Below are 24437 nucleotides of genomic sequence, written 5' to 3' on the forward strand. Positions count from 1 at the left end.
TACGCGCCGGCCGGGTTGCGGGGCTGGAGCAGTTCGGTCAGATAGAACTTGCCGCCCGGGGTCGGAGTGTCACCCGTCCCGACGGCGGTCGGCTCGTCGACAATGACCTGCTGCTTGTCATAGACCCGCAACCGGTGCTCCTTGCGGGCGACCTCTACCCGGTAGCTGGTCTGGCTGGCCTTCACCTGGGCGTCCTTCACCCAGCCGGTGGTGCCGGCGGGCTGGACCGGCAGCAGCACCTGCCACCAGCCGGGGAGCTTCGCCACCACCAGGAAGACCCGCGGGGCACCCGCTTCGTTCGGGTTGCTCAGCTGGGAGACCACGCTCGCGGCGATCGGCGACTTGTAGATGTCCACCTTCGGGACGACGGCGGTGACGATGGTGGACGTCCCGTCCTGGTTGACCGATGCCGCGGCGGCCAGTTCGCTGTGCGCCGCCTGCGGGACGGCCGTGCTCGTCGGCGCCGTCGGCTGGGTGCCCGTCGGCGAGTCCGCCGATCCTCCGCCGCAACCGGTGAAGGCGATCAGCCCGGCGAGAACGAGCGACGGGATTCCCGCGCGCCGCGGGGACAGCCGCCGTGGGGGCGGTGTGTTGCCGGCCGCTGCCGCCGCCGACACGGATGTGGATGTGGATGTGGACACGGGCGTGCCTCCGGTGGGCGCGGCACCAGCGGGCATACCGGTGGACGAAACGGCGTGTGCCGCCACCCCGGAGGCGGGGCGACGGCACACACTCGAACCCAGGAGCATCATCCTGTGTAGTAGACCCGGTCCGTGACCACGGCGTTCGCCGGTGTGGAGACCGGTACGGTGGCGCCGCCGGTGTCGACATCCTGCTGCTGATCCGCGCCGCCTCCGCCGTTGTCCGCGCCGGGGCAGTTGGCAACACCGATGGCCGGGATCGCCTTGAGCAGGCTGCCCGACAACAGGTCGAACGGAATGGCCAGGACGGCGTCGAGCACGTGGGTGACGAGAGTAATCAGTCCGCCCGGCGGGATCTCGCCGGTGCCGCCCTTGCCCTTGGTGTCATACCAGCCGAACCCGAAGGGCTTGTCGGAGGTGTTCTTCAGCTGCCACTTGCCCCCGTCGGGGCCGCAGGAGTGCAGAAGCGCCAGCGGCTGGGCCAGCAGGTTGCCCACTTTGCTCAAGTCGAGCAGGCCCTGGATGTCCACCGGCAGGCCGGGAACGAGGCTGAGCAGGTTGTGCAGCACGTCCGGGGAGAGCTGCGTGATGTCCGCCGGGAGGTTGGCGGGAAGGTTGGCGGGAAGGTTGGCCGGGAGGCTGAGCGGGAGACCCGACTGCGCCGGCACCTGCTGGACCGTCTTCGCCGCGGTGCCCGGGTCAGGAGCCGACGTCGTGTCGTCTGCCCATGCGGCCGGGGCGGTCAACCCGATCAGCATTGATCCGATTACGCCGGCTAGAGTTAGCCGCGTCCTGCCTAAACGCATTGTGTTTGCCCCCTCAAGGCTTTTGGCATGCCGGAAGCGGGCCTGTGGCCGCTGTCACAGCAGCATGTTGCGAGGGATGCTACCAATGGGCTTGCGCAACTCGCACGCGGAGGTGCCAGTTGTGATCAAAAGCGTAACCGCGTGTGATGGAATTGTGTTTCTGTAGATTATTCGATTCGGCCGGCCGGCTTGATTGACGATTGTGTCATGTTTGCGAAGCGGCCTTGTCGCGGCCTGCCGCAAAGGCGCTGGCGCATAAGAATTTCCCAACACGCCGCGTCTCATGGTGACAGGCGCTCGACGATCCAGCGGCCATCCGCGTGTGACTGGCCGTGTTCGCCGGTACCGGGTTCACCGGACCGCGGTTCACCAGCCCGGACCTCGTCCGCGGAAGTGTCGGCAGGAGTGTCGTCGGCATCGATTCGACGATAGCGCAGCCGGTCGTGCAGCCGGTCAGGGCCTCCCTGCCAGAACTCGACCGTTTCCGGGACGAGCCTTATCCCTCCCCAGAACGCCGGCACCGGGACCGGTTCCGGCGCCGGCCAGCGAGCGTCCAGCTCGGCCCAGCGCCGGTCCAGCCAGTCCCGGGAACCGATCACCTCGGACTGCCGGCTCGTCCACGCCCCGAGCTGCGAGCCGCGCGGCCGGGACCGGAAGTACGCCGCGGTCTCGGCGCGTGACACCTCCTCGAGCCCGCCGACGGCGACGATCTGTCGTTGCAGGGCGTGCCAGGGAAACACCAGCGAACCGTACGGATTCGCGGCGGCCTCCCGGGCCTTGCGGGAGCCGAGGTTGGTGAAGAGCGTGAAGCCGCGCTCGTCGAATCCCTTGAGCAGAACGGTCCGGGCGCTGGGCCGGCCGCGGGTGTCCGCGGTCGCGAACACCATCGCGTTCGGCTCGGGCAGTGCCGACCCCGGCTCGGCGGCCACCGCGGACGCCTGCTCGTACCAGCGCGCGAACTGGGCCACCCAGGTGGGGGCAAGGTCGGACTCGTGCAGCCTGCCCGCGCTGTAACAGCGCCGTTGGGCGGCGGGATCGGGCACCGGCGGCCGGGCGTGGTTCGGGCGGGCGGACACACCGTCGATCGTGTCACCTTTCTCCGGGCAGGCCCGCCCGGAGGCCCGCCCCGGTGACGTCGGGTACAGGTGATCTTCTGGGTCGAAAGTGACCTGCGCCACGTCGGCGAGGCCGTTACGGCCGGCGAGGCCCGGTCTGCCGGGTAAGTTCCGATCGCGCTCGCCGTGGGCCGCCGGCGGTGTCCTGCCGGGCTATGGCACCGCTTCCGCCGAGAGGGCAGGATGCAGACAGGTAATTCTGCCCGATGATGCAACCAGCTCAGATCAGCTATCGGCTGGCGTTCGGCGTGCCCAGACCCCGCGTCGTCGTCCACGCGACCGGCCGGCGGAGACAGGAAGCGGAGCCCCGGACTTCGATGTCTGAGAAGACGAGTGATTTCAAGCCCGGTCTCGAGGGCGTGATCGCCTTCGAGACCGAGATCGCCGAGCCGGACAGGGAAGGCAGCGCGCTACGGTATCGCGGCGTCGACATCGAGGATCTTGTTGGCAAGGTCGACTACGGCCACGTGTGGGGGCTGCTCGTCGACTCCTCGTTCGAACCCGGCCTGCCACCGGCGGAGCCGTTCCCGCTGCCGGTGCACTCCGGCGACATCCGGGTGGACGTGCAGAGCGCGCTGGCGATGCTGGCTCCCCACTGGGGGTTCGGCCAGCTCATCGACATCTCCGACGCCCAGGCGCGCGACGATCTTGCCCGGGCCTCGGTGGTGGCGCTGTCCTTCGTCGCGCAGGCGGCCCGCGGCCTCGGCCAGCCCGCCGTCCCGCAGAAGGAGGTCGACCGGGCTCGCACGATCACCGAACGTTTCATGATCCGTTGGCGGGGTGAGCCGGATCCCAAGCATGTCCAGGCGGTGGACGCCTACTGGGTGTCCGCGGCCGAGCACGGTATGAATGCATCCACGTTCACGGCCCGGGTGGTGGCCTCCACCGGCGCGGACGCGGCGGCCTCGCTGTCCTCCGCGGTGGGCGCGCTCTCCGGCCCGCTGCACGGCGGCGCCCCGTCCCGGGTACTGGCGATGCTCGACGAGGTGGAGGCCACCGGAGACCCGACCGGATACGTCCGCCGGGCGCTGGACCGCAAGGAGCGGCTGATGGGCTTCGGGCACCGCGTGTACCGCGCGGAGGATCCGCGCGCCCGGGTGCTGCGCCGCACCGCGCGCGATCTCGGCTCGAACCGCTACGAGGTGGCCGAGGCGCTGGAGGCCGCCGCCATCGAGGAGCTCACCAACCGGTACCCCGACCGCCCGCTGCGGACGAACGTCGAGTTCTGGTCCGCGGTCGTGCTCGACTACGCCGGGGTGCCGGCGCACATGTTCACGTCCATGTTCACCTGCGCGCGTACCGCTGGGTGGAGCGCCCACATCCTGGAGCAGAAGCGCACCGGGCGCCTCATCCGCCCGTCCGCCCGCTACGTCGGCCCGGCTCCCCGGCCGCTCGGAGATATTCATGCCTGACCAGATCGTCATCCCCGAACATCTGCGTCCGGTCGACGGACGCTTCGGCTGCGGGCCGTCCAAGGTCCGCCCCGAGGCGGTGGCCCGGCTTGCCGCCACCGGCACGTCGCTGCTCGGGACGTCGCACCGGCAGAAGCCCGTGCGCGCCCTGGTCGGGCGGGTCCGCGCCGGGCTGGCCGAGCTGTTCTCGCTGCCCGACGGCTACGAGGTGGTGCTCGGCCTCGGCGGGGCCACCGCCTTCTGGGACGCCGCCGCCTTCAACCTCGTCCGCGAACGCTCCCAGCACCTGGTGTTCGGGGAGTTCGGCGGCAAGTTCGCCGACACGACGAAGGGCGCGCCGTTCCTGGCCGAGCCGTCGGTCGTCTCCTCGGCACCGGGCAGCCACCCCGAGTGGGCGCCCGAGCCGGGTGTCGACGTGTACGCGACGCCACACAACGAGACGTCCACGGGCGTGGCCAAGCCGGTGCGCCGCCCGATCGGGGCGGACGCGGGAGCGCTGCACCTGGTCGACGCGACCTCGGGCGCCGGTGGCCTGCCGGTCGACATCTCGCAGGCGGACGCCTACTACTTCGCGCCCCAGAAGAACTTCGCCTCCGACGGCGGACTGTGGGTGGCGCTGCTGTCCCCGGCCGCGCTGGAGCGGCTGGCCGAGATCGCCGCCTCCGACCGCTGGATCCCGCCCTTCCTGGACCTCACCACCGCCCGGGACAACAGCGCCAAGGATCAGACGTACAACACTCCCGCGGTCGCCACGCTGTTCCTCTTCGCCGACCAGGTCGAGTGGATGCTCGCGGGCGGCGGCCTGGACTGGTGCGTGCGCCGCACGGCCGAGTCGTCGTCGATTCTCTACACCTGGGCGGAGAAGACGAGCTACGCGACGCCGTTCGTCGCAGACCCGGCGCAGCGTTCCCAGGTTGTCGTCACGATCGACTTCGAGGGCGTGGACGCGGCCGCGGTCGCCCGCACCCTGCGGGCCAACGGCATCGTGGACGTGGAGCCGTACCGCAAGCTCGGCCGCAACCAGTTGCGGGTGGCCTGCTTCCCGGCGGTCGAGCCGTCCGACATCCAGGCGCTCACCGGCGCCATCGACCACGTGGTCGAACGTCTGTAGTCCGCCGTAGCCCGCGTAACCTGCTTTTCCGTCAGCCTTTCCACCGGATTTTTCCGGTGGGCCGCTTTTCTCCGTTTCATCCGGACCGTTCGTTTCCGACGCCGTGCCGGTACTGGTCCTGGAGTGTTCCGCGGAACACTCCAGGACCAGTACTCATCGCTCTTTCCACGGGACCGGGGGTATAGCGGTTTCTACCGACGCGGGCGGGTCGGGGCCGCCTGGGCCGCCAGCGCCGCGATCGAGTCGGAGGCACCGGCGAAGTCAGGCGAGCGGTCCTCGATCAGCGTGTACGGACGCTCCTCGTGGCCGACGTAGAGCTGGCGCGGCCGGGCGATCTTCTGCTCCGGGTCGAGCAGGCCCTCCTCCCACTGGGCGAGCCAGCCTGGCATCCGCCCGACCGCGAACAGCACCGGGAACATCTCCACCGGGAAACCCATCGCCTGGTAGATGATGCCGGTGTAGAAGTCGACGTTCGGGTAGAGCTTCCGCTTGATGAAGTACTCGTCCTCGAGCGCGACCCGCTCCAGTTCCAGGGCCAGGTCGAGCAGCGGGTTCGTCCCGGTGACCTTGAACACCTCGTCGGCTATCTGCCGGATCACCCGGGCCCGCGGGTCGTAGTTCTTGTACACCCGGTGCCCGAATCCCATCAGCTTCTTCTTGCCACTCTTGACCTGCTCGATGAAGGCCGGGATGTTCTCCACCGACCCGATTTCGGTGAGCATCCGCAGTACCTGCTCGTTGGCACCGCCGTGCAGCGGGCCGTACAGCGCGGAAATAGCCGCGGCGGCTGCCGAGAAGGGGTCGGCCTGGGAGCTCCCGACGGCCCGCATCGCGTTCGTCGAACAGTTCTGCTCATGGTCGGCGTGCAGAATGAACAGGACGTCGAGGGCGTGCTCGAGAATCGGGTCCGGCTCGTACTTGAGCTCGGTGGCCTTCCACATCATGTTCAGGAAGTTGCCGGCATAGGACAGGTCGTTGTCCGGGTAGACGTACGGCAGCCCGATCGAGTGTCGGTAGGAGAAGGCCGCCAATGTCGTGATCTTCGCGATGAGCCGGACGATCTGTAGCCGGCGCAGCCCGGGATCGGTTATCTCCTTGGCGTCCGGGTAGAAGGTCGACAACGCGCCGACGCTCGACAGCAGGATGCCCATCGGGTGCGCGTCGTGGTAGAAGCCGTCGATGAACTTCTTGATCGATTCGTGGACGAGCGTGTGGTGCGTGATCTCGCTTTCCCACACCGCCAGCTCCGAGGCCGTGGGCAGCTCCCCGGCGAGCAGCAGGTAGGCGACCTCCAGGAAGCTGCTCTTGTCGGCCAGCTCCGTGATCGGAAAGCCGCGGTAGCGCAGGATGCCGGCGTCGCCGTCAATGAAGGTGATCGCGCTACGGCAGCTCGCCGTGTTCGTGAAAGCCGGGTCATAGGTCAGCAGGCCGAAGTCGCTCTCGTCAAGCTTTATCGAACGCAGGGTGTTGGCGCGGATCGCGCCGTTCTCGATCGGGATCTCATAGGTCCGGCCGGTGCGGTTGTCGGTGACGGTCAAAGTGCTGACCTGCTCGGTCACGCCGGGCTCCTCTCGCTGTAGCGATCACGTCGGTGTGGCTCACGCCGGGGCCGCGGCGTCGGGGTGTGGACCGCTCGGGCCGGTTCGGCGGTAGGCAACGGTTGTCCCCAAGTCTCGCGGTTGTGGCCTGCACACGCCCGTGATCGGTGTCTTCCGCCCGACGTGTCCTACGCCACCCGTTACATGCGGTTCGGCGGCAAGCTCTCCATCTCATTCCTTCCGGCATGGTTGGCCATGATTCGGGGCCGTCCGTGGATGGCGCTTCCGGGCATCGCCACGGGGCTTCGTGGACGGTTCCGCGGAAGGGTCCGCCGGTGTCTTCCGGGCACCGCTTACGGCGGACGGCGTTCGCGTCGGCATAGTGGGTCATGGGCGCTCCGGGTGGGCCGGTCGCCGATGACGGGAGATTGTTCTGTGATCCACGCGCATCTTGGCCGTACCGGCGTGCGGGTGTCCCGGCTGTGCCTGGGCGTGATGAATGTCGGACCATCGGTGGGCACGGACCTCTCCGGCACAGTCATGGACCGGGCGCTGGACGCCGGTATCACCTTTTTCGACACCTTCCTCGACACCGCGAACGCCCACGGGCGGCCCACCCGTGCCACCGGATACACCGACGCGGGCGCCGCCGAGTACGCTGTCGGTGACTGGCTGTCGAGGAGCCATGGGCGCCGTGACCAGATCGTGCTGGCGACCGGGCTGCACGGACCGGCCAGCCCGGGCCCGGGCCGGCCCGCGGGTGACGGGAAGCTGTCCGGGCCCGAGATCCGGCGGCGTTGCGAGGAGTCGTTGCGCCGGCTGCGCACCGACCATATCGACCTTCTTCAGATATCCTCGCCGGCCCGGGACACCCCATGGGAGGAGATCTGGCAGGCCACGGACATGCTGGCCGCCCAGGGGAAGATCGTCTATGTCGGTTCGTCCGGCCTGGCCGGCTGGGAGATCGCGGCGGGCAACGAGGCCGCGATGCGGCGGCGTTCCCTCGGCCTTGTCAGCAACCTGTGCGACTACAGCGTGCTGGAGCGTGCGGCCGAGACGGAGGTGCTGCCGGTCTGCCAGTCCTACGGCGTGGGCGTGATCGGGCGCAGCCCGCTGCTGGACGCGCTGCTCGACGGTGTTTCAGCGTACGCGCCGGCGGGCGTGCCGGAACAGCGGCAGGTGGAACTGCGGCAGGTGGAACGGCGGTTGGAGCGGCACCGGCCTCGGTTCGAGGCGTTCGTGGCCCTGTGCGAATCGTTCGGTGAACGACCCGCGAGCGTGGCGCTCGCCTGGCTGCTCGCCCAGCCGGAGCTGACCGCGGCAACCATCCGCCCGCACGGTGTCGACGAGCTCACCGCGGCGCTGCGGGCGCTGGAGATCGTTCTTGGCGAGCGGGAACTGGACACGCTGGACAGGATCGCTCCCGGGCCCGCCGTCGCCGTGGCCGACAGGTGATCGTGCCGCTGTGGCGGGCCCTGGCGTGTCAGCGGGCCCAGCCCGCCGGCGACTCAGCCCGCCAGCGGCCAGGTGGCCGTCGTCGCGTACGGGGGGCCGGGCGGTGATCCGCTGCTCATGAGGGCGAACCCGGTCGCCGTCCACGGCCGGGCGCTGACCCCGGCGAGGCTGTCGACCAACACCGCCAGGTCCGGTTGATCGGCCGGTGCCGGTGCGTCGGTGTGTCGGCCCTGCCGGTGGGGGGACGGCCGGTGGGTCGCGAGCGTGAGGTGCCCCCGCCACTCGCGGGGGTCCAGGCCGTCCGCTCCGGCCTGCCTGGCCGCTTGGGCGACCGCACGGGCCAGTGGCGCCAGCGGCCGCTCGTCGACCGCCGCGAACAGCACCCGGCTCCCGAAGCGTCCGCCACCAGAAATGGTCACCGGTGCCGGCGGGTGCTCGGCGGCCACCCGGGCCAGTGCCCGAGCCAGCGCGGGCCGGACGCCCGCGGGTACCTCGCCGAGGAAGGCGAGTGTGATGTGCCAGCTCTTCGGTGAAGCCCACCGCAGCCCCACCGCCGGCCCCGACCGGTCGGCCCGTAGCCGCTCGACGGCATCGGCGAGTGGCTGCAGGACATCCTCCGGTGGGAGCAACGCCACGAACATCCGAGCCATGACCGCGGATTCTGCATGATGCGGCCGCCGGTTACCGACACCGGCTCCACCATTGATGGGAATGATGGTAATAAGTCGGACAAAAAGATCTCCTCCTGTTGGCGTCGGGAGTTTGATGCCGGGTAGTTACGAATAACGCTCCAGGCCCCCGCGCTGGAGGGCACTATCGGTATGTGACAACGGTTCCCGAGTTGGTGGCCCAACGTGATCCGACAGGTGCGCGCGAATGGCGGGAACGCCGACGCGACACCCGACGACTGCTGCCCGACCTGCCCGGCGCGATGGCTCTGGCGACGGATGGCAGCGACCGCACGACCGCACCGGTGCTACGGGACGCGGGGGTGGACGTGGTCGGCCTGCTCGCGCCCGAGCCGTTGGAGTCGCTGGCCTGGGCAGCGGAGGCCGAGGCACCACGCGCCTACGCGGATCTGGTCGCGATGCTCTCCGACGAGATCGAGGCCGTGTGCATCGAAATGGGGCCGCCCGGCTCCGACGTGATCGCGCGCCGCTCCGTCGAAGCCGGCCTGCACGTGCTGCTGGCTCGTCCGACGACCGCCGACCCGGAGTCGCTGCGGGCCGTCGCCGACCTGGCGGAGGAGTCCGACCTCGCGCATGTCGTCGCCATGGACGGCCGGGCCTGGCCGGCGGCCTGGCATGTACAGGCGTCGTTGGCCGCCCTCGGCCGGATCACCCAGGTGACCGTACTCGGGGCCCCGGCGGGGCAGTCCGGCCGGGCCGAGATCGTCGACCTGGTCGTCCGCTGGTGCGGGGAGGTGCTCGCCGTCTGCGCCAGCCCGGACGCCATGCCCGCGGCCAGGCTCACCGCCGACGCGCCCGTCACCTTCGCGCTGCTGTCGGCCAGCGGCGCCACGGCACTGATCAACGAGCGGCCCGACGGCCGGCTGGAGACCGCCACGATCACGATCTGCGGGACCGGCGGGCGGATGGTGGTGCAGGGCCGCCGCGTCCTGCGCCAGGACGCGGACGGCACGCGCGATCTGCTGATGCGCGCGGTCCCGGGCGCACGTCCCGGTCTGATCGAGGCGACCTACGACGTCGTCCGGGTCACCGAGCTGGGCGACCCCGCGCTGGTCCGTGGCGCGACCTTCCACGACCTGCTCACCATCGCGCGGGTGCTGGCGGCCGCGGACGCGTCCGAGGAGGACAGCGGCTGGGTGGAGCTGTAGGACGGCATGGGTGACATGGATTACATGGATTACATGGGTTACATGGGTTACATGGACGGTATGGGTGCATGACGCGCGGCATGGAGAGACGGCGCCCGGTCGACGACCTGGACGCGGATGCCCCGCCCGCGCGCACCAGCACCGGTGGTGGCGGGCCGTGTCACGGGCCGACGGCGGCCCCCGTCATGAGCCGGCCCCCGTCATGAGCCGGCCAGCGTGTCCAGGATGGGCGCGGCCCGCTCGAGCGCGGCCATCTCGTCCGGGCTCAGTGACGCCAGCCGTTCGGCGAGCCACTCGTCGCGGCGCCGGCGGTCGGCCTCCAGCAGGTCGATGCCCGCTTCGGTGATCCGCGCGATGACCTGCCGGCCGTCGGAGGGATGCGCGCCGCGGGCGACCAGGCCCGCTTCGGCGAGGTGGGCGACCACCCGCGTCATCGACGGCGGCTGCACCCGCTCGTGCGCGGCGAGCTCACCGAGGGTCATCGAGCCGTGCCGTTTCAGGGTGGCGAGGGTGGCGATCTGCGTGGGTGTCAGGGTGTTCGACCGCTCCTGGCGCATACGCCGCGACAGCCGCATCACGGACAGGCGGAGAACCGATGCAAGCTGGGCTTCGGCCACGCCGTCCATCGGGTCAAAGTACTTCTCCGCTGCGCTCATTACCAGAAAAACTACGTGTTTCCAGCGGTATGTGCCCACCGCTGGCTGGCGTCGCGACGGATGCGCCCGGCGTCGGGCGCGGGAGCGGCCTTGATCGGGAAACCGGGCTCCGGCTGACCTCGTGTCACGCCCCCCGGCATGATGATCTCCTTGGCGTGGTCATGGTAGTCTTCAAGAACCATACCGCACGGTGATTCTTCGGATACCCGAGCGTCACAGTAGCAGGCACGGTAGCGGGCACGGTAGACAACTGGACTCACCGACATGTCCCGCCGCGCGGACGACGGCCCGCCCCGGCACCCGGGACGGCCTCGACGTTCGAGGTGACCTCGGCGCTCGAGATGGCCGCGTGGCCGGGACGTCGGTCAGGCTGGGCCCACTGGGTGACGGTCGTTCGGGCGCCGTCGGTGCGACCGGAGCCCCGTCGGGCCCGGCCTATGCCTGGCGGCCCGTGGAGACGGGACGGTAGCGGTAACCGACCCGGCGGATGGTCTCGATGCGGTCTCGGTGCTCGGGCCCCAGCTTGCGCCGCAGCCGGGTGATGTGCACGTCCACGGTCCGGCCGGCCGCCCGGGGGTCGTCGTCGAGGTTGTAGCCCCAGACCGAGCGCAGCAGCGCGGTGCGGGAGTGCACCAGCGCCGGATGGCGCACCAGAAAGTCGAGCAACTCGAACTCGAGATAGGTCAGGTCGAGCAGCTTTCCGTCGACGAACGCGCTCCAGGTGGGACGGTCGATCCACACGCCGCGCTCGGGGCGCTGCGGCGTGGTGGTCGGCGCGCCGGCCGGTGCGATGATCGGTGAACCGGCCGGGGGCTGGACGGTCGGCTGCTGCCAGGAGGCGGCGCGACCGAGTACGACCACATCGCGCTCCGGCTGCTGCCGGAGGGGGGTGGCGACCGTTGCGCGGGCGGTTGTCAGGGTGTCCAGGCGGCGTCTCTGCGTCACTGTGAGACGGGGCTGCTCAAGGTGGGACGAACCTGGGCGTGGCGCGGTCATGTGAATGGCTCCTTCGGATTCCTCGACACCTCCCGGCTCGACCGGACTGGTACTCAGGTGCGAGAAAACATGTTGTGTCGTTTTCGATCAGTGGTCACATAAATTCTGACGGACGGCCGCTACGGCCAAAAGAATTTTGCGGAACGGGCTGGTGAGCGCTGATCCTGTCTCTAGCGCGCGAGGGAGCCCGGACAGTACTGATCGAAGTCGTGTTCGCGACGAGGAGGCCAGAAAGCCTCGAGAAGGAGCCCGGCGTGCAGCGGACCAGCGATGCGTGGTCTCGGCTCCACGTGATAATTCACATCCGAAGGATAACAGAGCTGGAAAGCTTCGTGGAGGTTGCGTTTCGTCGTGCTGGCGCCGGGTTTTCCCGCTGTCGTGTGCTGGTTGTGTTTGCCCTGGCGTACACGGTATCCGGCGATCCCCCCGGGATCGCCGGACGGGGGCGTGGACCGGTTGACTGGTAGCACACCCACCCGCCTGTCGACTTTACACTCGGTTCACGTTCGCTTCACGTTCAGTTCACGCTCGCGCCGTTGGCCGCCAGTGCCGCGGGTCCCGGCGCGATCGCGGTGCGGTTCGCGGCCTCCCCCCGGTCCCGACGGGCGACCTCCTCGCGGACCAGCGGGATGAGCTGACGTCCGTAGTCGATGGTGTCGTCGTAGGGGTCGTAACCACGGATCAGCACTGTGGTCACGCCGATGTCGATGTAGTCGAGCAACGCCTGCGCGACCGTCTCCGGGGTGCCGACCAGAGCCGTCGAGTTGCCCGCGGCACCGGTGGCGGCGGCCAGCGGCGTCCACAGCGCCCGGTCGTGCAGCTCGCCGGCGGCGGCCGCGGCCAGCAGGCGCTGTGACCCGACGTTCGCCGGGGCCCGCTCAGGGCTGAACGCGTGGCGGAACTGGCTGAAGATGTTGCCGGGCGCGGCCAGGTTCGCGCGGGTGTCCGCGAGGATTCGGTGCGCCCGCTCCCAGGCAAGGTCCTCGGTCGGGCCGAGGATCGGCCGGAACGACACGCTGATCCCCGGCCTGGGCCGGCCGGCCCGCTCGGCGGCCTGGTTCACCGCGGCGATCTGCTCGGCGGTCTGCGCCAGCGGCTCGCCCCACAGGGCGAACACGTCCGCCTGCCTGCCGCCGACCCGGTAGGCCGCCTGTGACGACCCACCGAAGTACAGCGGGATGTGCGGCTGCTGGACCGGGCGCACGGTGGCCAGATGGTCCGCCAGCTTGTAGTACCGCCCCTCGTGGCTGAACGGCTCGGTGGACGTCCACGTCTTGCGGACGATGTCGAGGTATTCGTCGGTGCGGTCGTAACGTTCGTCCTTGGTCAGGTAGTCGCCGTCCCGCCGCTGCTCGGCGTCGCTGCCACCGGTGATGATGTGGACGGCGATCCGCCCGCCGGAGAAATGGTCGAGGGTGGCGAAATAGCGGGCCGCCACCGTCGGGAAGACCACGCCCGGCCGGTGCGCGACCAGATATCCGAGACGCTCGGTGTGGGCTGCGGCATAGGCCGCGACCTGGATGTTGTCGGGTGATGCGGAGCTGTAGCCGATCAGTACCCGGTCGAAGTCGGCGTCCTCGTGAACGCGGGCGAACCGGCGGACGTAGTTCGGGTCGATGACCGCTCCGGAGCTCCGATGCGTTTCCGACCCTTCGTTGGTTGCGATCAGTCCGATGAACTCCACAGGCATGGCGCTGCTCCTCGTGAACATGACGTGCGAGGTTGGGATGGATCGCGACCGCACGGGACCAGCGAGCGGTCAGAACGAGCGGTCAGCAGGGTCGGTCAGGACGATTGGTCAGGACGGTCGGTCAGGAACAGCCCTCGACATCCGATCCGTTGGTCAGGACCGGCCCGGCCCACCGCAGGTCCTCGAGGTTGACCACGATCCCCTCCTGGGTGCTTCGGGCGATCACGACGATGGCCTCGAGGCTCGGGTCGGGGTTCTCCTCGCGGTGCGGGACCCACGGCGGCACGAAGATGAAGTCACCCGGTGAGGTCCGCACCCGGACCTCACGGCCGGGGCCGGGCTCGTCCGTCCCCTCGACCGCCTGGTCGAGGAAGACGAACTCCGGATGGCCGCTGACCACGTAGATGGCGGTCTCGGAGCGGCCGTGATGATGGTTGCCGGACGCGGTGGCCGGGGCGACGTGCACCTGTCCCATCCACAGTTTGGACGATCCGACGGTCTTGCCGCTGATGGCGGAGAACCGGCGCATCCCCGATGTCTGCGCGGTGTCCGGGTCCAGCTCGCCCTGGGTGATCTGGTGCAGGCGGCGGTGGAACGGATCGACGTCCGAGTACGCGGGTATCTGAGAAGAGGTCATGAGAGGATTTTCTGTCTGGGCGGAGGTTCTCGGACATCGGCTGCCGGGTCGGGCTCGCCGTCCCGCGCCGGACGACCGTTGGCCGCCTCGGAGCGGGCATGCCCGACTCCAAGCCAGCCGAGCAGTTCGGCACGCAGCGCGACGAAACGCGGATCGCCGACGTCGCGGGGCCTGGCAAGGGCGATGGTCGCGCTGTGGGCGATCACCCCGTCCTTCATGACCAGAACCCGGTCGGCGAGTAGCAGGGCTTCCTCGACGTCGTGGGTGACCAGCAGGATCGCCGGGCTGTGACGTTGCCACAACTGCTCGACCAGCCCCTGCACCCGGATCCGGGTAAGCGCGTCGAGGGCGCCGAACGGCTCGTCGAGCAGCATCAGGTCGGGGTCACGGACAAGGGCGCGGGCGAGGGAGGCCCGCTGCGCCTCACCGCCGGAGAGCGTCTTCGGCCAGGCGTCGGCCCGGTGGGTGAGGCCCACCTCGGTCAGTGCCGCGGTCGCCCTGGCCCTGTCGGGCCGGCCGGGAAGGCCGAGGACAACGTTGCGCCAGACCCGTTTCCACGGCAGCAGGCGCGGTGTCTGGAAGGCCACGGCCCGCCGGGACGCCACCCGCACCTGCCCGCTGATCTCGGTGTCGAGGTCGGCGAGGATGCGCAGCAGCGTGCTCTTCCCGCAGCCGCTGGCGCCGAGCAGCGCGACGAACTGGCCGGCCGGTACGTCCAGGTCGAGGTCGTTGATGACGACGTTGCTGCCGAACGCGCGCCGCAGGCCGCGGACCGTCACGGCGAGCGGGGTGCCGTCCGGGGTCGGGAGCGGGCCGGCCGCCGGNGGGAGCGGGCCGGCCGCCGGTGGGTGCGCGGGCGCCTGGTCCGCTTCCGGGGCTGTCGGTGGGTCGGCGCGCTCCGGCTGCCCGCCCGCGGTGTCGACCGGTGGACGGTCCACCGCTGGATGCGTCGGGGACTGCCCGGGCGCTTCCGGGCCGGGCCGGGCGGTCACGTTCCGCTGAATGCCGGTCGCCACGACAGCAGCACCCTTTCGAGAAGTCGGACGATGGCGTCGACGGTGAGTCCGAGAAAGGCGTAGACGACCAGGCAGACGACGATGATGTCGGTTCGCTGGAACTCCTGGGCGTCGTTCATCAGTTGCCCCAGGCCCTGGTTGGCGTTGATCTGCTCGGCGAAGATGAGCGCGAGCCACGAGATGGCCAGGGAGAAGCGCAGCCCCACCAGCACGTTCGGCAGCGCGCCGGGCAGGATGACGTGCCGGATCAGCCCCAGCCGGGTCAGCCCTACCGTTCGGGCGGCCTCGACGAGGCTCGAGTCGACGTTGCGGATACCAGCGTAGGTGTTGATGTAGAGCGGGAAGGCGACACCGAAGGCGACCAGGGCGATCTTTGGCGTCTCACCGATGCCGAACCAGATGATGAACAGGGGGATGAGGCCCACGAACGGCACGGTCCGGATCATCTGCACCGACGCGTCGATGAGATCCTCGCCGAGCCGGAACAGCCCCGCGAGCAGCGCCAGGAGGACGCCGACGGACCCGCCGAGCAGCACGCCGGTGGCGGCGCGGCGCAGTGACACCGCGATCGCCGTCGGCAGCTCGCCGCTGCCGACGAGGTCGGCAAAGGTGGTGACGACGGTCCACGGTGAGGCGAGCAGTTCGGTGGACGTGCTGCCACGCCAGCTCGCGATCTGCCACAGCAGCAGCAGGAGCAGCGGGCCCACCGGCCGCCGGACCCAGCGCGGGACGCCACGCCGCCTGGCGGCTGACGCGGTGACCGTCGTCAGCGCCGGGGCACCGCGCCCGGGCGGGACGTCCGGCAGCGCGGGCGTGTTGTCCGACGCGTCGGCGCCCCCGTCCTGGCCGGCCGCGCGCGCCGTGTCCCTCCCCGTGGGGAGTGTCTGTGTCGTCACAAATTCTCCGCTTGTGGATTTCTCCGCTCCGGATGTGTTTCCGGCGCCAGCACGGTCGCTGGAACACAGAGCCGGCGGGAACACAAGGCCGGCGGCGATGTCGGTGGTGACGCTGTCGATGTGCTGTGCCTGGCTGCCGGCGGTGGCGGCCGGCGAGGGGTCAGGGGGCGCTCTGGTGCTGTAGCTGCTCGGATCGACGGGCCGCCCTACCGTTCACCTGTGCCGCCGGGTGGACGCCGGACGCGGGTGGCGGCCGGCCGGAAGAACGGCGTGTATCGCGGCGGATCCGCCGGCTGTCTGTTGGGAACTGTCGCGATCCGTCGGGAGACCGCTCCGGTCGGGAGACCGATCCGTCGGGAGACACGGCCAGTTTGTCGGATATCCGAAAACAAACCGTTGTGGACGACCGAAGACGATCAGAAATTCCTGGCGCAGGCCTGCCGGGCGCTCGTCGCGTCACACCTTCAGATCGTCACACCTCAGATGAGGTCACGTCCCTGGCCGGGACGCCGGACATGCGGCGGACTTCACCCGAAGAAGGTCGATGTGACCCCGAGTCACCAGAAGCGCCGGCTTGAGCATGAAATCAACGGAAGCATGACGCTCCCACCTGCGTCAACGGACCAACTTGTGTGATACATATCACTTTTCTACTTCTTGACTGAACAAGCAAAAAATACGCAGAGTGCTGTTTTATGCCTGCCGAGACCGTCCTGACGCGACGTCGTTGCGTGGATTACGGTCGGGCCTGGAGTAGCCGCTGTCGATGACGGACTCGTCGCCGCCGCCATCTCGGATCCGGTCGGTGCACGGCCGTTTTCCCATCGAATTGTAGCTTTCCGTAACCAGGATTTTCGACTGCGGCCCTGATGTTCCCGCCGTCCGGCCGGTTTCCGTCGGCCAGGGCTGTCCGGAATCGTCCGGCCTGTTTCCCGCCACCGTCACGTTTTCCTTCACCTTCGCGGACGACAGAGATCCGCGTACCGGAGTTGCCTGATGCCACGTCTGTCAACCCGTCCGAAATCCCGCCTGCTCGTCGGCCTCGCCGCGCTCGTGGCCCTGCTGTTGGCTGTCGCCTGCGGCGGGGGATCCGACGCGCCGCAGGCGACGACGCCGGCGGGTGCCGCGCCGGACCTGTCCGGTGTGACCCTGCGGGTCGCGGACCAGGTCGGTCAGAACAAGGCGGTGCTCGATGCCTCCGGCGCGCTCAAGGATGCGCCGTACAAGATCGAATGGTCGGACTTCTCCGCCGCGGCGCCTCTGTTGCAGGCACTGCGGGCGAACGCCGCCGACATCGGCGGCGCCGGAGACGCGCCCGTCCTGTCCTCGCTCGGCTCCGGCGCGCCGCTGAAGGTCGTCGGCGCGTCCCGCGGCTCCCCGCGGGGGGTCGCGCTCCTGGTCAGCAAGGACTCGCCCATCCACAGCGTGGCGGAGTTGAAGGGCAAGACCGTCTCGCCGACCACGAAGGGCAGCGTCGGGCACTACCTGCTGCTCGGCGCGCTCCGGGAGGCCGGGCTCACCCCGAACGACGTGGAGATCTCGTTCCTGACGCCGCAGGCGGCCGGTGCCGCCTTCGACTCCAACCAGATCGCGGCGTGGTCCACCTGGGACCCGTACATCGCGCTTTCGGAGGCAAAGGGCGCCCGGGTCCTTCGGGACGGCGACGGGATCAGCACCGGGCTCGGATTCACCGTAGCCTCGCAGCAGGCGCTCGAGAATCCGGCGAAACGCGCGGCCATCGCCGACTTCCTGGTCCGTCAGGGTCGGGCATACGCATGGACGAACTCCAACAAGGAGGCGTTCACCACATTGTTCGCCTCCCTGACGAAGCTGCCCGAGCCGGTCGCGGCCACGGTGGTCGGCCGCCGGAACATGCTCGCGGTCCCGATCGACGACACCGTCGTAAAGGACCTGCAACGCACCGCGGACGTCTACACCGAGGCCGGCGTCCTCGACAAGAAACTCGATGTGGCCTCGTTCCTGGTCCGATCGCTGGGTAATTGACCAAGCAGATGACCGGGCAGTTGACCAAACAGTTGACCGTGGCCGTGGAACAGAATGGACAGAGGCTTCGAGCCCGTCGATCATCCATATGCCCATCGGTCGAAGACGGCGCGATCACTCTCTTCCCGCGCCGCCGGCGGCCCAGGTTTCAGGATCACTGAGAGCCCAGTCGGAGGCTGGTCATGCCGCAGCCCTTCCCGCGCATCATCGTCCTGAGCGGAAACCCCCGCCCGGGTTCGCGGACGCTCACGGTCGCCCGCGCGCTCGCCGACCGGATCCGCGACGGTCTGACCGCCGATCCCGCGTTCGGGACGGCCACCCCGGAACCGGCCGCGGAGTCCGGTGACGTCGACCTCGCCCTGCTGGCACCGGAGCTGTTCACCGACAGCACCGGTGCCGTCGCGAGCGCGGTGGAATCCGTCCGCGGCGCAGGTGTGCTCGTCGTGGCGACGCCGGTGTACAAGGCCACCTACACCGGTCTGCTCAAGGCCTTCCTCGACCCGCTCCCGTCGGGTGCGCTGGCCGGGGTGGTCGCCATACCGGTGATCGTGTCGGGCGCACCGGCGCATCTGCCCGTTACCGAGCTGCATCTGCGTCCGCTGCTGGCCGAGCTCGGCGCGACCGTCCCCGTCCCGGCATTTTCGATCATCGAAGCCAGGCTGCCGGAGCTCGACGACGAGACCGCGGCCTGGTCCGCGGCGAACGGCGGGCTGGTCCGGGCGGCCGTCACGGCGCTGGCCGCGGCGGCGCCGGTTACCGTGGGGGCGGNCGCCGCCCGCCACGCGGCGCAGGCCCGGCTCACCGAATCGCTGGACGATCACGGTATCGCCGATAGTCCGGTGGTCCGGCTTGTCGGCGCTGCTCCCGCCNGCTGCTCCCGCCGACGCTGAGAACGCCGCCGAGCGTGGGGTCGACCCGGACGCCTACCGCCGGGTCTTCCGCCGGCACGCCGCGGGGGTGACGGTGGTGACCCTGGAAGGAGCCTCCGGTCCGGTCGGCTTCACCGCGACGTCGGTGGCCTCGCTGTCGCTCGAACCGCCGCTGATCTCGCTGTCCGTGGCGTCGACATCGTCGAGCTGGCCGTCGTTGCTCGTCGCGGACACGGTGGTCGTACACCTGCTCTCCGACAGCCAGCGCGATCTCGCGCACCGTTTCGCCATCAAGGGGATCGACCGGTTCGCCGCGCCGACCCGCTGGACGCGGCTACCGACCGGTGAGCCGCTGCTCGCCGAGGCGCCAGCCTGGGTGCGGGCCCGGCTTGAGCACCGGGTTGCCACCGGCGACCACCGGCTGCTGGTTGCCCGGGTCCTGCAGGCACACACCGGGGACGACGTGACCCCGCTGATCTACCACGACGGCCGCTACGGAACCTTCCTGGAAAACGACGCCCGGTGAACGCCGGTGTCCCACCGTCCCGCTGCGGTTCCGTGTGTTCTTCGGCCCGGATGAACATTCCCTGATCTGCAATGGCACAGGGGGCGTACCAGTGAGCGTCGCACCGTCGATCGCGCCATCGCGCCAGTCCCGTCGGGAACTGCTGGCCGAACTGGCCGTCGAGTTCGCCGCGACCGCGGCCGAGCACGACCGGTCGGGGACCTTTCCGGTGGCGAACCTCGACCGGCTGCACCGGGCCGGGCTGATCGGACTGACGGTGCCGGCCGCCTACGGCGGAGCGGAGGCAGGCCTGTCCGAGGTGGTCGAGGTGCTCGGGACGATCGCCCGCGGCGACCCGTCGACCACACTGGTCCTCGCCATGACCTACATCATCCACGCGAGCTGCGGACGCTTTGAGCCATGGCCTGCGCAGGTGTACGGGCCCATTGCGCGTTCCGCCGTCGAAGAGGGCGCGCTGGCCAACGGGCTGCGGGTGGAGCCCGATCTCGGCACCCCCGCCCGCGGCGGCATACCGGCGACGACAGCGCGTTGGACCGGGGACGGCTGGGAGCTCAGCGGCCACAAGATCTATTCGACGGGCGCGCCGGTGCTGCGCTGGATGCTGGTGTGGGGAGCCACCGACCCCGCCAGTGACCCGGCCGCCGAGCCCGCTGGTGATCCCGCCGACGGGGCCGCCGGCGATCCGGCGCTGGACGCCGCCTCCCACGGGCGGCCGGAGCCGGCCTCGGCGCGGCCGAGACCGCGCGAGCCGCGGATCGGCACCTTCCTGGTGCCGGCGGACGCCCCGGGCATCGAGATCGTCCGTACCTGGGACCACTTCGGTATGCGCGCAACCGAAAGCCACGACGTGATCTTCAACCGGGTGCGCCTGGACGCCGCGGCGGGGATCGGCCTGACGCCCGCGTCGAGGCTGCGGGACCCGGGGGTGGTCGATTCCACCGTTGCGTCCGGCCTCGCGGCGTGGGGCGGTCTGACCATTGCCTCGATCTATCTGGGGGTCGCCGAGGCCGCCCGGGACTGGCTGATCGGTTTTCTGCACGAGCGGGTACCGTCCAACCTCGGCAGGCCGCTGGCGAGCCTGCCGCGCTTCCAGGCCGCGGTCGGGGAGATCGACGTCACGCTGACCACGGCCCGACTGCTGGTCGAGACGACCACGCGCGAGGTCGACGCCGGGAAAGCCCTCCCTACATCCCGTGGCAGCGTCGTGAAGTCGGCGGTCACGAACGCCGCGATCGACGCGGTGGGCAAGGCGGTCGCCCTGATCGGCAATCCCGGCCTGACCCGTGCGAATCCCCTGGAGCGCCACTACCGGAACGTCCTCTGCGGACGGGTACACACCCCCCAGGACGACGCCGTCCACGCCGCCGCCGGCCGTGCTCTCCTGTCCTCCTGACACCCCGTTGCCGTTTGCCGGGCCCCCGACGCCCTCCCGACGTGCGTCGTCCGCTTACAAGATCACCGCGAGTTTGTCGTTNCGGTACGCCCACCGGGCCGAAAAGCGCACCGAACGACAGACTCGCCCGGATCATGCTCTGTGCGGATGATCGTGGACGGCGCCCCTGGTGGCCCGGCCCCGCGGAACAGCTACGGTCAGGACGTCGTGGCCGGCGGGCCGCCGNGCGGGCCGCCGCCGGCCCGGGAGAACGGCTGCAGCCGCGTGACCAGGCCGCGGACCTCGGCCGCCGCGGCGGCGATGGTCTCCTCGGGGATGCTCGGGGAGGCACCCTCCAGCAGGACCTCGAGCGCGGACAGCCGCTCGGCGATCTCGGCCATCAGGTCGAAGTCGCGGACCCTCGCCCGGGCGAGCTCTGCAACCCGCTCGTTCTTCTCGAACAGCTCGACGAACACCGTGACCTTCGCGCGCAGCAGCCACGGGTCGAACGGCTTGGCGATGTAGTCGACCGCGCCGACGGCGTACCCACGGAACGCGTGGTGGGGCTCCCGGTCGATCGCGGTGAGAAAGATGATCGGGGTGTCCCGCGTCCGGCCACGCTGTTTGATGCGGTGCGCGGTTTCGAAACCATCCATGCCCGGCATCTGGACGTCCAGGAGGATCACGGCGAAATCGTCCACCAGGAGGCGTTTGAGGGCGTCCTCCCCTGACGACGCGGTGACCAGATCCTGGTCGAGGGAGGCCAGGATCGCCTCGAGGGCCATCAGGTTGTCGGGCCGGTCGTCCACCAGAAGGATCTTGCTACGCGGACGTTCCGTGCCGTGCGCATCCTCGGCGTCCACCGCGCCCACGAGGCTGCCCTTGCGCTCGGTCACCTGCCCGCCTCCTCGCCCACGGCGCATTGCCAGCTTTGGGGACATGCGTCAAAACCCAACCGTACAAGCCCCCTCAAGCGGTCAGGCATCCGCGACCACACGCCTTCCGCAATACTCACGTTCCGTTCCCAGGAAGTATCGCCGACAAAACATCCGATCCAGGCACCCGGTCCAGACAGCCCGGTCCAGACGAAGTCCTGCCGGTCGCGGCGCCCACCGTACCCGTGTGGGCCGGTACCGGCGCGTACCCCGCGGGCCGGTACCGGTATCCCTGCCCACCGGCCCCCGCGTCGGCGGACAGGCAAACAGACAAACAGGCGGACATCGGCGGCTCCGAGGCTCCCGTTCCATGCCCACCCGGACGCGGCCACCCACCAGGTGCGACCACAGACGGATGCGACTTACCGGATGCCGCTCAGCGCCATGCGGCCGCCTACAGCTGCGACCGCATGGCGCTGAGCAGATGCCTGAGGTCGACCGGTTTGGTGATGTAGTCGGTCGCGCCCGCCTCGAAGCTCTTCTCCCGGTCACCCGGCATCGCGTTCGCGGTCAGCACCACGATCGGCAGGGCGGCGAAGGCAGGCATCTGCCGGATCGTCGACGTGGTCTCGTTCCCGTCCAGACCCGGCAGCATCACGTCCATCAGCACCAGATCGATCATCGAGCCCTCCTGCTGGAGCAGCCGGATCGCGTCATGGCCGTTGTCCGCGTACAGCACCCGCATGCCGTGCATCTCCAGCGCGCTGGTGAGGGCGAACACGTTGCGGACGTCGTCGTCGACGACGAGCACGGTCGCGCCGACCAGCGGGTCGGTCTCGTCCAGCCCGTTGACGGGCTCGGGGCGGGCGAACTCCTCGGGCGCTTCGGTGAGGAAGGACATACCGGTCGTCACCGGCCCCGTCGCGCCCGGAACCGAACGCGACGGACGGCGTGCCGCCGGCACCGACAGCGCACCCGACCCCTCCGTGGCAGATCCGTTCCTGGCCGGTCCGTCCTTACCCGATCCCACCTGGCTCGACCACGTCGTGGCGGTCGGCTCGGGGTCGGTCTCCTCGCCCGGCACCCCGGCGGAACCGGCCGGCCGGCCGACCAACCGGGATCCCTCCAGCGGATGCCTGCCCTGCGCGCCCGCCGGCCGGCGCGACGCCGCCGCGCGGGGCTCCCCGGACAGCATGATGATTCCCTCGTTGTCCCCGGGGGTGGTGGAGGGCAGGACCTCCGAGGGCATCACCGACGGTACGTACAGGGTGAAGGTGCTGCCCTGGCCGACGGCGCTGGCGACCCCGATGGCCCCGCCGAGCAGCCGCACGAGCTCCTTGCTGATCGACAGGCCGAGCCCGGTACCGCCGTAACGGCGTGACGTAGTCCCGTCCGCCTGCTGGAAGGCCTCGAAGATCATGCGGAGCTTGTCGGCCGCCACCCCGATACCGGTGTCGGACACGCTGAACGCCAGCGCCACCGGCGCGGCGGACAGGCTCGGCGCGGTGAACGCGATCTCGTCGGACGCGACGGTGACGTCCAGGCGCACCTCACCGGAATCAGTAAACTTCACCGCATTGGACAGCAGATTCTTCAGCACCTGCTGAATACGCTGCTCATCGGTGACGAATTCCGCCGGGACGTCGCTGGCGACCGTCACCTCGAATGACAGCCCCCGCTCCTCGGCGAGCGGGCCGAATATCTGTGCGACCGCGTCGCACAGGGTCGTGGTGCGGACGGTGGTGGCTTCGACGTCCATCTTGCCGGCCTCGACCTTCGACAGGTCGAGAATGTCGTTGATGAGCTCGAGCAGTTCGGAACCGGCCGAGTGGATCGTCTCGGCGAAATCGATCTGCTTGGGGGTGAGGTTGGCCTCCGGGTTGTCGGCGAGCAGCTTCGCCAGCAGCAGCAGGCTGTTGAGCGGCGTGCGCAGCTCGTGGCTCATGTTCGCCAGGAACTCCGTCTTGTACTGCGACGACAGGGCGAGCTGCTCGGCCTTCTCCTCCAGCCCGATGCGGGCCATTTCGATTTCCCGGTTCTTCTCCTCCAGCAGCGCGGCCTTCTCCTCCAGCTCGTTGTTGGTGCGCTGGAGTTCCACCGACTGCGAGCGCAGCTCCTGGGTGAGCCGCTGCGACTGGGCGAGCAGCTCCTCCGTCCGTGCGTTCGCCATGATCGTGTTCAGGACGACACCGATCGTGCCGACGAGCTGGTCGACCAGGTGCAGGTGCAGCTCGGAGAACCGGGTGAAGGAGGCGAGTTCGATGACCCCGAGCACCTGCTCCTCGAAGAGGACCGGCACGACGACGAGATCGCTCGGTGGAGCCTCCCCGAGGCCACTGCGGATGTAGAGGTAGCCGTTGGGCACCTGTTCCACCCGGATGCGCTTCTTCTCCACCGCGGCCTGGCCGATGAGGCCCTCCCCGAACAGGAAGGTGCCGTCGGAGCGCTTGCGGGGCGCCGAGCCGTAGCCGGCGACGTGCCGCAGCTTGTCGCCCTCGATGAAGTCGAGCAGGTAGACCGTGCCGAGCTGGGCGCCGACCGCCGGCGTCATCTCACTGATAATCATCTGGCAGACCGCGTACAGGTCGCGCTGGCCCTGCATCTTGCTGCCGATACGGGCGATGTTCGACTTCAGCCAGTCCTGCTGGGCGTTCTTCTCGGTGGTCTCCCGCAGGTTGGCGATCATCTGGTTGATGTTGTCCTTGAGCTCGGCGACCTCGCCCTCGGCCTCCACCGTGATCGAGCGGGTGAGGTCACCGCGGGTGACCGCGGTCGACACCTCGGCGATCGCCCGGAGCTGGGTCGTCAGCGTGGACGCGAGCTGGTTGACGTTGTCGGTGAGGGCCTTCCATGTGCCGGCCACCCCGTCGACCGTGGCCTGGCCGCCGAGCTTGCCCTCGGTACCGACCTCCTTGGCCACCCGGGTGACCTCGTCGGCGAACGAGGAGAGCTGGTCGACCATGGTGTTCACGGTGTCCTTCAGCT

At 69.6% G+C, this 24437-nt stretch carries 21 protein-coding genes and 1 pseudogene (1 of these 22 cut by a window edge); 8 read left to right on the forward strand and 14 right to left on the reverse strand.

The genetic code is table 11. The annotated features are described in order from the left end of the window. The 3 genes and pseudogenes from FrCorBMG51_RS17650 to pdxH all read right to left on the reverse strand — a co-directional run. Positions 1–752, reverse strand: a pseudogene (locus FrCorBMG51_RS17650) (L,D-transpeptidase); it reaches 46 nt to the left of the window's first position. Further along, positions 749–1387 carry a hypothetical protein gene (locus FrCorBMG51_RS17655; RefSeq protein WP_139342392.1) on the reverse strand — a complete coding sequence of 213 codons (639 nt, stop codon included), beginning with the start codon at positions 1385–1387 and terminating at the stop codon, positions 749–751. Before FrCorBMG51_RS17655 ends, FrCorBMG51_RS17650 begins: the two are co-directional and overlap by 4 nt. 341 nt (positions 1388–1728) lie before the next feature. Then, positions 1729–2625: a pyridoxamine 5'-phosphate oxidase gene (gene pdxH / locus FrCorBMG51_RS17660; RefSeq protein ID WP_083731188.1), complete on the reverse strand. Its 897-nt coding sequence runs from the start codon at positions 2623–2625 to the stop codon at positions 1729–1731. Positions 2626–2879: 254 nt separating this feature from the next. On the opposite strand from pdxH, the gene FrCorBMG51_RS17665 reads away from it, so the two are divergent. Together FrCorBMG51_RS17665 and serC are read left to right on the forward strand one after the other, a co-directional pair. Continuing rightward, positions 2880–3974 (forward strand): citrate synthase 2, encoded by a 1095-nt coding sequence (locus FrCorBMG51_RS17665; RefSeq protein ID WP_047224181.1) that lies wholly within the window; start codon positions 2880–2882, stop codon positions 3972–3974. After that, positions 3967–5085, forward strand: a complete 1119-nt coding sequence (gene serC / locus FrCorBMG51_RS17670; RefSeq protein ID WP_047224163.1) for a phosphoserine transaminase — start codon at positions 3967–3969, stop codon at positions 5083–5085. Before FrCorBMG51_RS17665 ends, serC begins: the two co-directional genes overlap by 8 nt. Positions 5086–5276: 191 nt before the next feature. Here serC and FrCorBMG51_RS17675 read toward each other — a convergent pair whose 3' ends face one another. Continuing rightward, complete coding sequence (locus FrCorBMG51_RS17675; RefSeq protein WP_076844266.1) at positions 5277–6644, reverse strand: citrate synthase; 1368 nt, start codon at positions 6642–6644, stop codon at positions 5277–5279. A gap of 414 nt (positions 6645–7058) precedes the next feature. On the opposite strand from FrCorBMG51_RS17675, the gene FrCorBMG51_RS17680 reads away from it, so the two are divergent. Beyond that, a complete protein-coding gene (locus FrCorBMG51_RS17680; RefSeq protein ID WP_052914793.1) occupies positions 7059–8078 on the forward strand; it encodes an aldo/keto reductase in 1020 nt (339 codons plus the stop codon). 53 nt (positions 8079–8131) lie between these two features. Here the strand turns inward: FrCorBMG51_RS17680 and thpR are convergent, their stop codons facing one another. Continuing rightward, positions 8132–8728: an RNA 2',3'-cyclic phosphodiesterase gene (gene thpR / locus FrCorBMG51_RS17685; protein WP_047224164.1), complete on the reverse strand. Its 597-nt coding sequence runs from the start codon at positions 8726–8728 to the stop codon at positions 8132–8134. Positions 8729–8901: 173 nt separating this feature from the next. On the opposite strand from thpR, the gene FrCorBMG51_RS17690 reads away from it, so the two are divergent. Then, positions 8902–9915 carry a Gfo/Idh/MocA family oxidoreductase gene (locus tag FrCorBMG51_RS17690; protein WP_047224165.1) on the forward strand — a complete coding sequence of 338 codons (1014 nt, stop codon included), beginning with the start codon at positions 8902–8904 and terminating at the stop codon, positions 9913–9915. A gap of 200 nt (positions 9916–10115) precedes the next feature. On the opposite strand, the gene FrCorBMG51_RS17695 is transcribed toward FrCorBMG51_RS17690, so the two are convergent. The 7 genes from FrCorBMG51_RS17695 to FrCorBMG51_RS17720 form a co-directional block, all read right to left on the reverse strand. Further along, positions 10116–10571 carry a MarR family transcriptional regulator gene (locus FrCorBMG51_RS17695; RefSeq protein WP_013871824.1) on the reverse strand — a complete coding sequence of 152 codons (456 nt, stop codon included), beginning with the start codon at positions 10569–10571 and terminating at the stop codon, positions 10116–10118. A gap of 11 nt (positions 10572–10582) precedes the next feature. Next, positions 10583–10753: a hypothetical protein gene (locus FrCorBMG51_RS28495; protein WP_157180555.1), complete on the reverse strand. Its 171-nt coding sequence runs from the start codon at positions 10751–10753 to the stop codon at positions 10583–10585. A gap of 253 nt (positions 10754–11006) precedes the next feature. Beyond that, positions 11007–11567 (reverse strand): winged helix-turn-helix domain-containing protein, encoded by a 561-nt coding sequence (locus tag FrCorBMG51_RS27140; RefSeq protein WP_086055534.1) that lies wholly within the window; start codon positions 11565–11567, stop codon positions 11007–11009. A 517-nt stretch (positions 11568–12084) separates the two neighbouring features. Next, positions 12085–13257, reverse strand: coding sequence for an LLM class flavin-dependent oxidoreductase (locus FrCorBMG51_RS17705; RefSeq protein ID WP_047224166.1), 1173 nt, complete (start codon positions 13255–13257; stop codon positions 12085–12087). Positions 13258–13378: 121 nt separating this feature from the next. Then, the gene (locus FrCorBMG51_RS17710) at positions 13379–13894 is read right to left on the reverse strand and encodes a cupin domain-containing protein (RefSeq protein ID WP_047224167.1); all 516 of its coding nucleotides are present in this window, start codon (positions 13892–13894) and stop codon (positions 13379–13381) included. Next, the gene (locus tag FrCorBMG51_RS17715; protein WP_235433689.1) at positions 13891–14673 is read right to left on the reverse strand and encodes an ABC transporter ATP-binding protein; all 783 of its coding nucleotides are present in this window, start codon (positions 14671–14673) and stop codon (positions 13891–13893) included. Before FrCorBMG51_RS17715 ends, FrCorBMG51_RS17710 begins: the two co-directional genes overlap by 4 nt. Positions 14674–14882: 209 nt before the next feature. Continuing rightward, positions 14883–15806, reverse strand: a complete 924-nt coding sequence (locus FrCorBMG51_RS17720) for an ABC transporter permease subunit (protein ID WP_086055535.1) — start codon at positions 15804–15806, stop codon at positions 14883–14885. A 996-nt stretch (positions 15807–16802) separates the two neighbouring features. Here FrCorBMG51_RS17720 and FrCorBMG51_RS17725 point away from each other — a divergent pair. The 4 genes from FrCorBMG51_RS17725 (at position 16803) to FrCorBMG51_RS17740 (ending at position 20598) form a co-directional block, all read left to right on the forward strand. After that, positions 16803–17810, forward strand: a complete 1008-nt coding sequence (locus FrCorBMG51_RS17725; RefSeq protein WP_047224169.1) for an ABC transporter substrate-binding protein — start codon at positions 16803–16805, stop codon at positions 17808–17810. A gap of 182 nt (positions 17811–17992) precedes the next feature. Continuing rightward, positions 17993–18700 (forward strand): NADPH-dependent FMN reductase, encoded by a 708-nt coding sequence (locus tag FrCorBMG51_RS17730; protein ID WP_235433688.1) that lies wholly within the window; start codon positions 17993–17995, stop codon positions 18698–18700. Positions 18701–18776: 76 nt separating this feature from the next. Continuing rightward, complete coding sequence (locus tag FrCorBMG51_RS17735; protein WP_476742195.1) at positions 18777–19205, forward strand: flavin reductase family protein; 429 nt, start codon at positions 18777–18779, stop codon at positions 19203–19205. Between the two features lie 91 nt (positions 19206–19296). Further along, positions 19297–20598 carry an acyl-CoA dehydrogenase family protein gene (locus FrCorBMG51_RS17740; protein WP_047224170.1) on the forward strand — a complete coding sequence of 434 codons (1302 nt, stop codon included), beginning with the start codon at positions 19297–19299 and terminating at the stop codon, positions 20596–20598. Positions 20599–20795: 197 nt separating this feature from the next. Here the strand turns inward: FrCorBMG51_RS17740 and FrCorBMG51_RS17745 are convergent, their stop codons facing one another. Together FrCorBMG51_RS17745 and FrCorBMG51_RS17750 are read right to left on the reverse strand one after the other, a co-directional pair. Beyond that, positions 20796–21473 (reverse strand): response regulator, encoded by a 678-nt coding sequence (locus tag FrCorBMG51_RS17745; protein WP_047224171.1) that lies wholly within the window; start codon positions 21471–21473, stop codon positions 20796–20798. Positions 21474–21906: 433 nt separating this feature from the next. After that, positions 21907–24437, reverse strand: a 2531-nt coding sequence (locus FrCorBMG51_RS17750) for an ATP-binding protein (RefSeq protein ID WP_047224188.1), incomplete at its 5' end; no start/stop codon positions are given.

The organism is Protofrankia coriariae (assembly GCF_001017755.1).
Classification (GTDB): Bacteria; Actinomycetota; Actinomycetes; order Frankiales; family Frankiaceae; genus Protofrankia; species Protofrankia coriariae.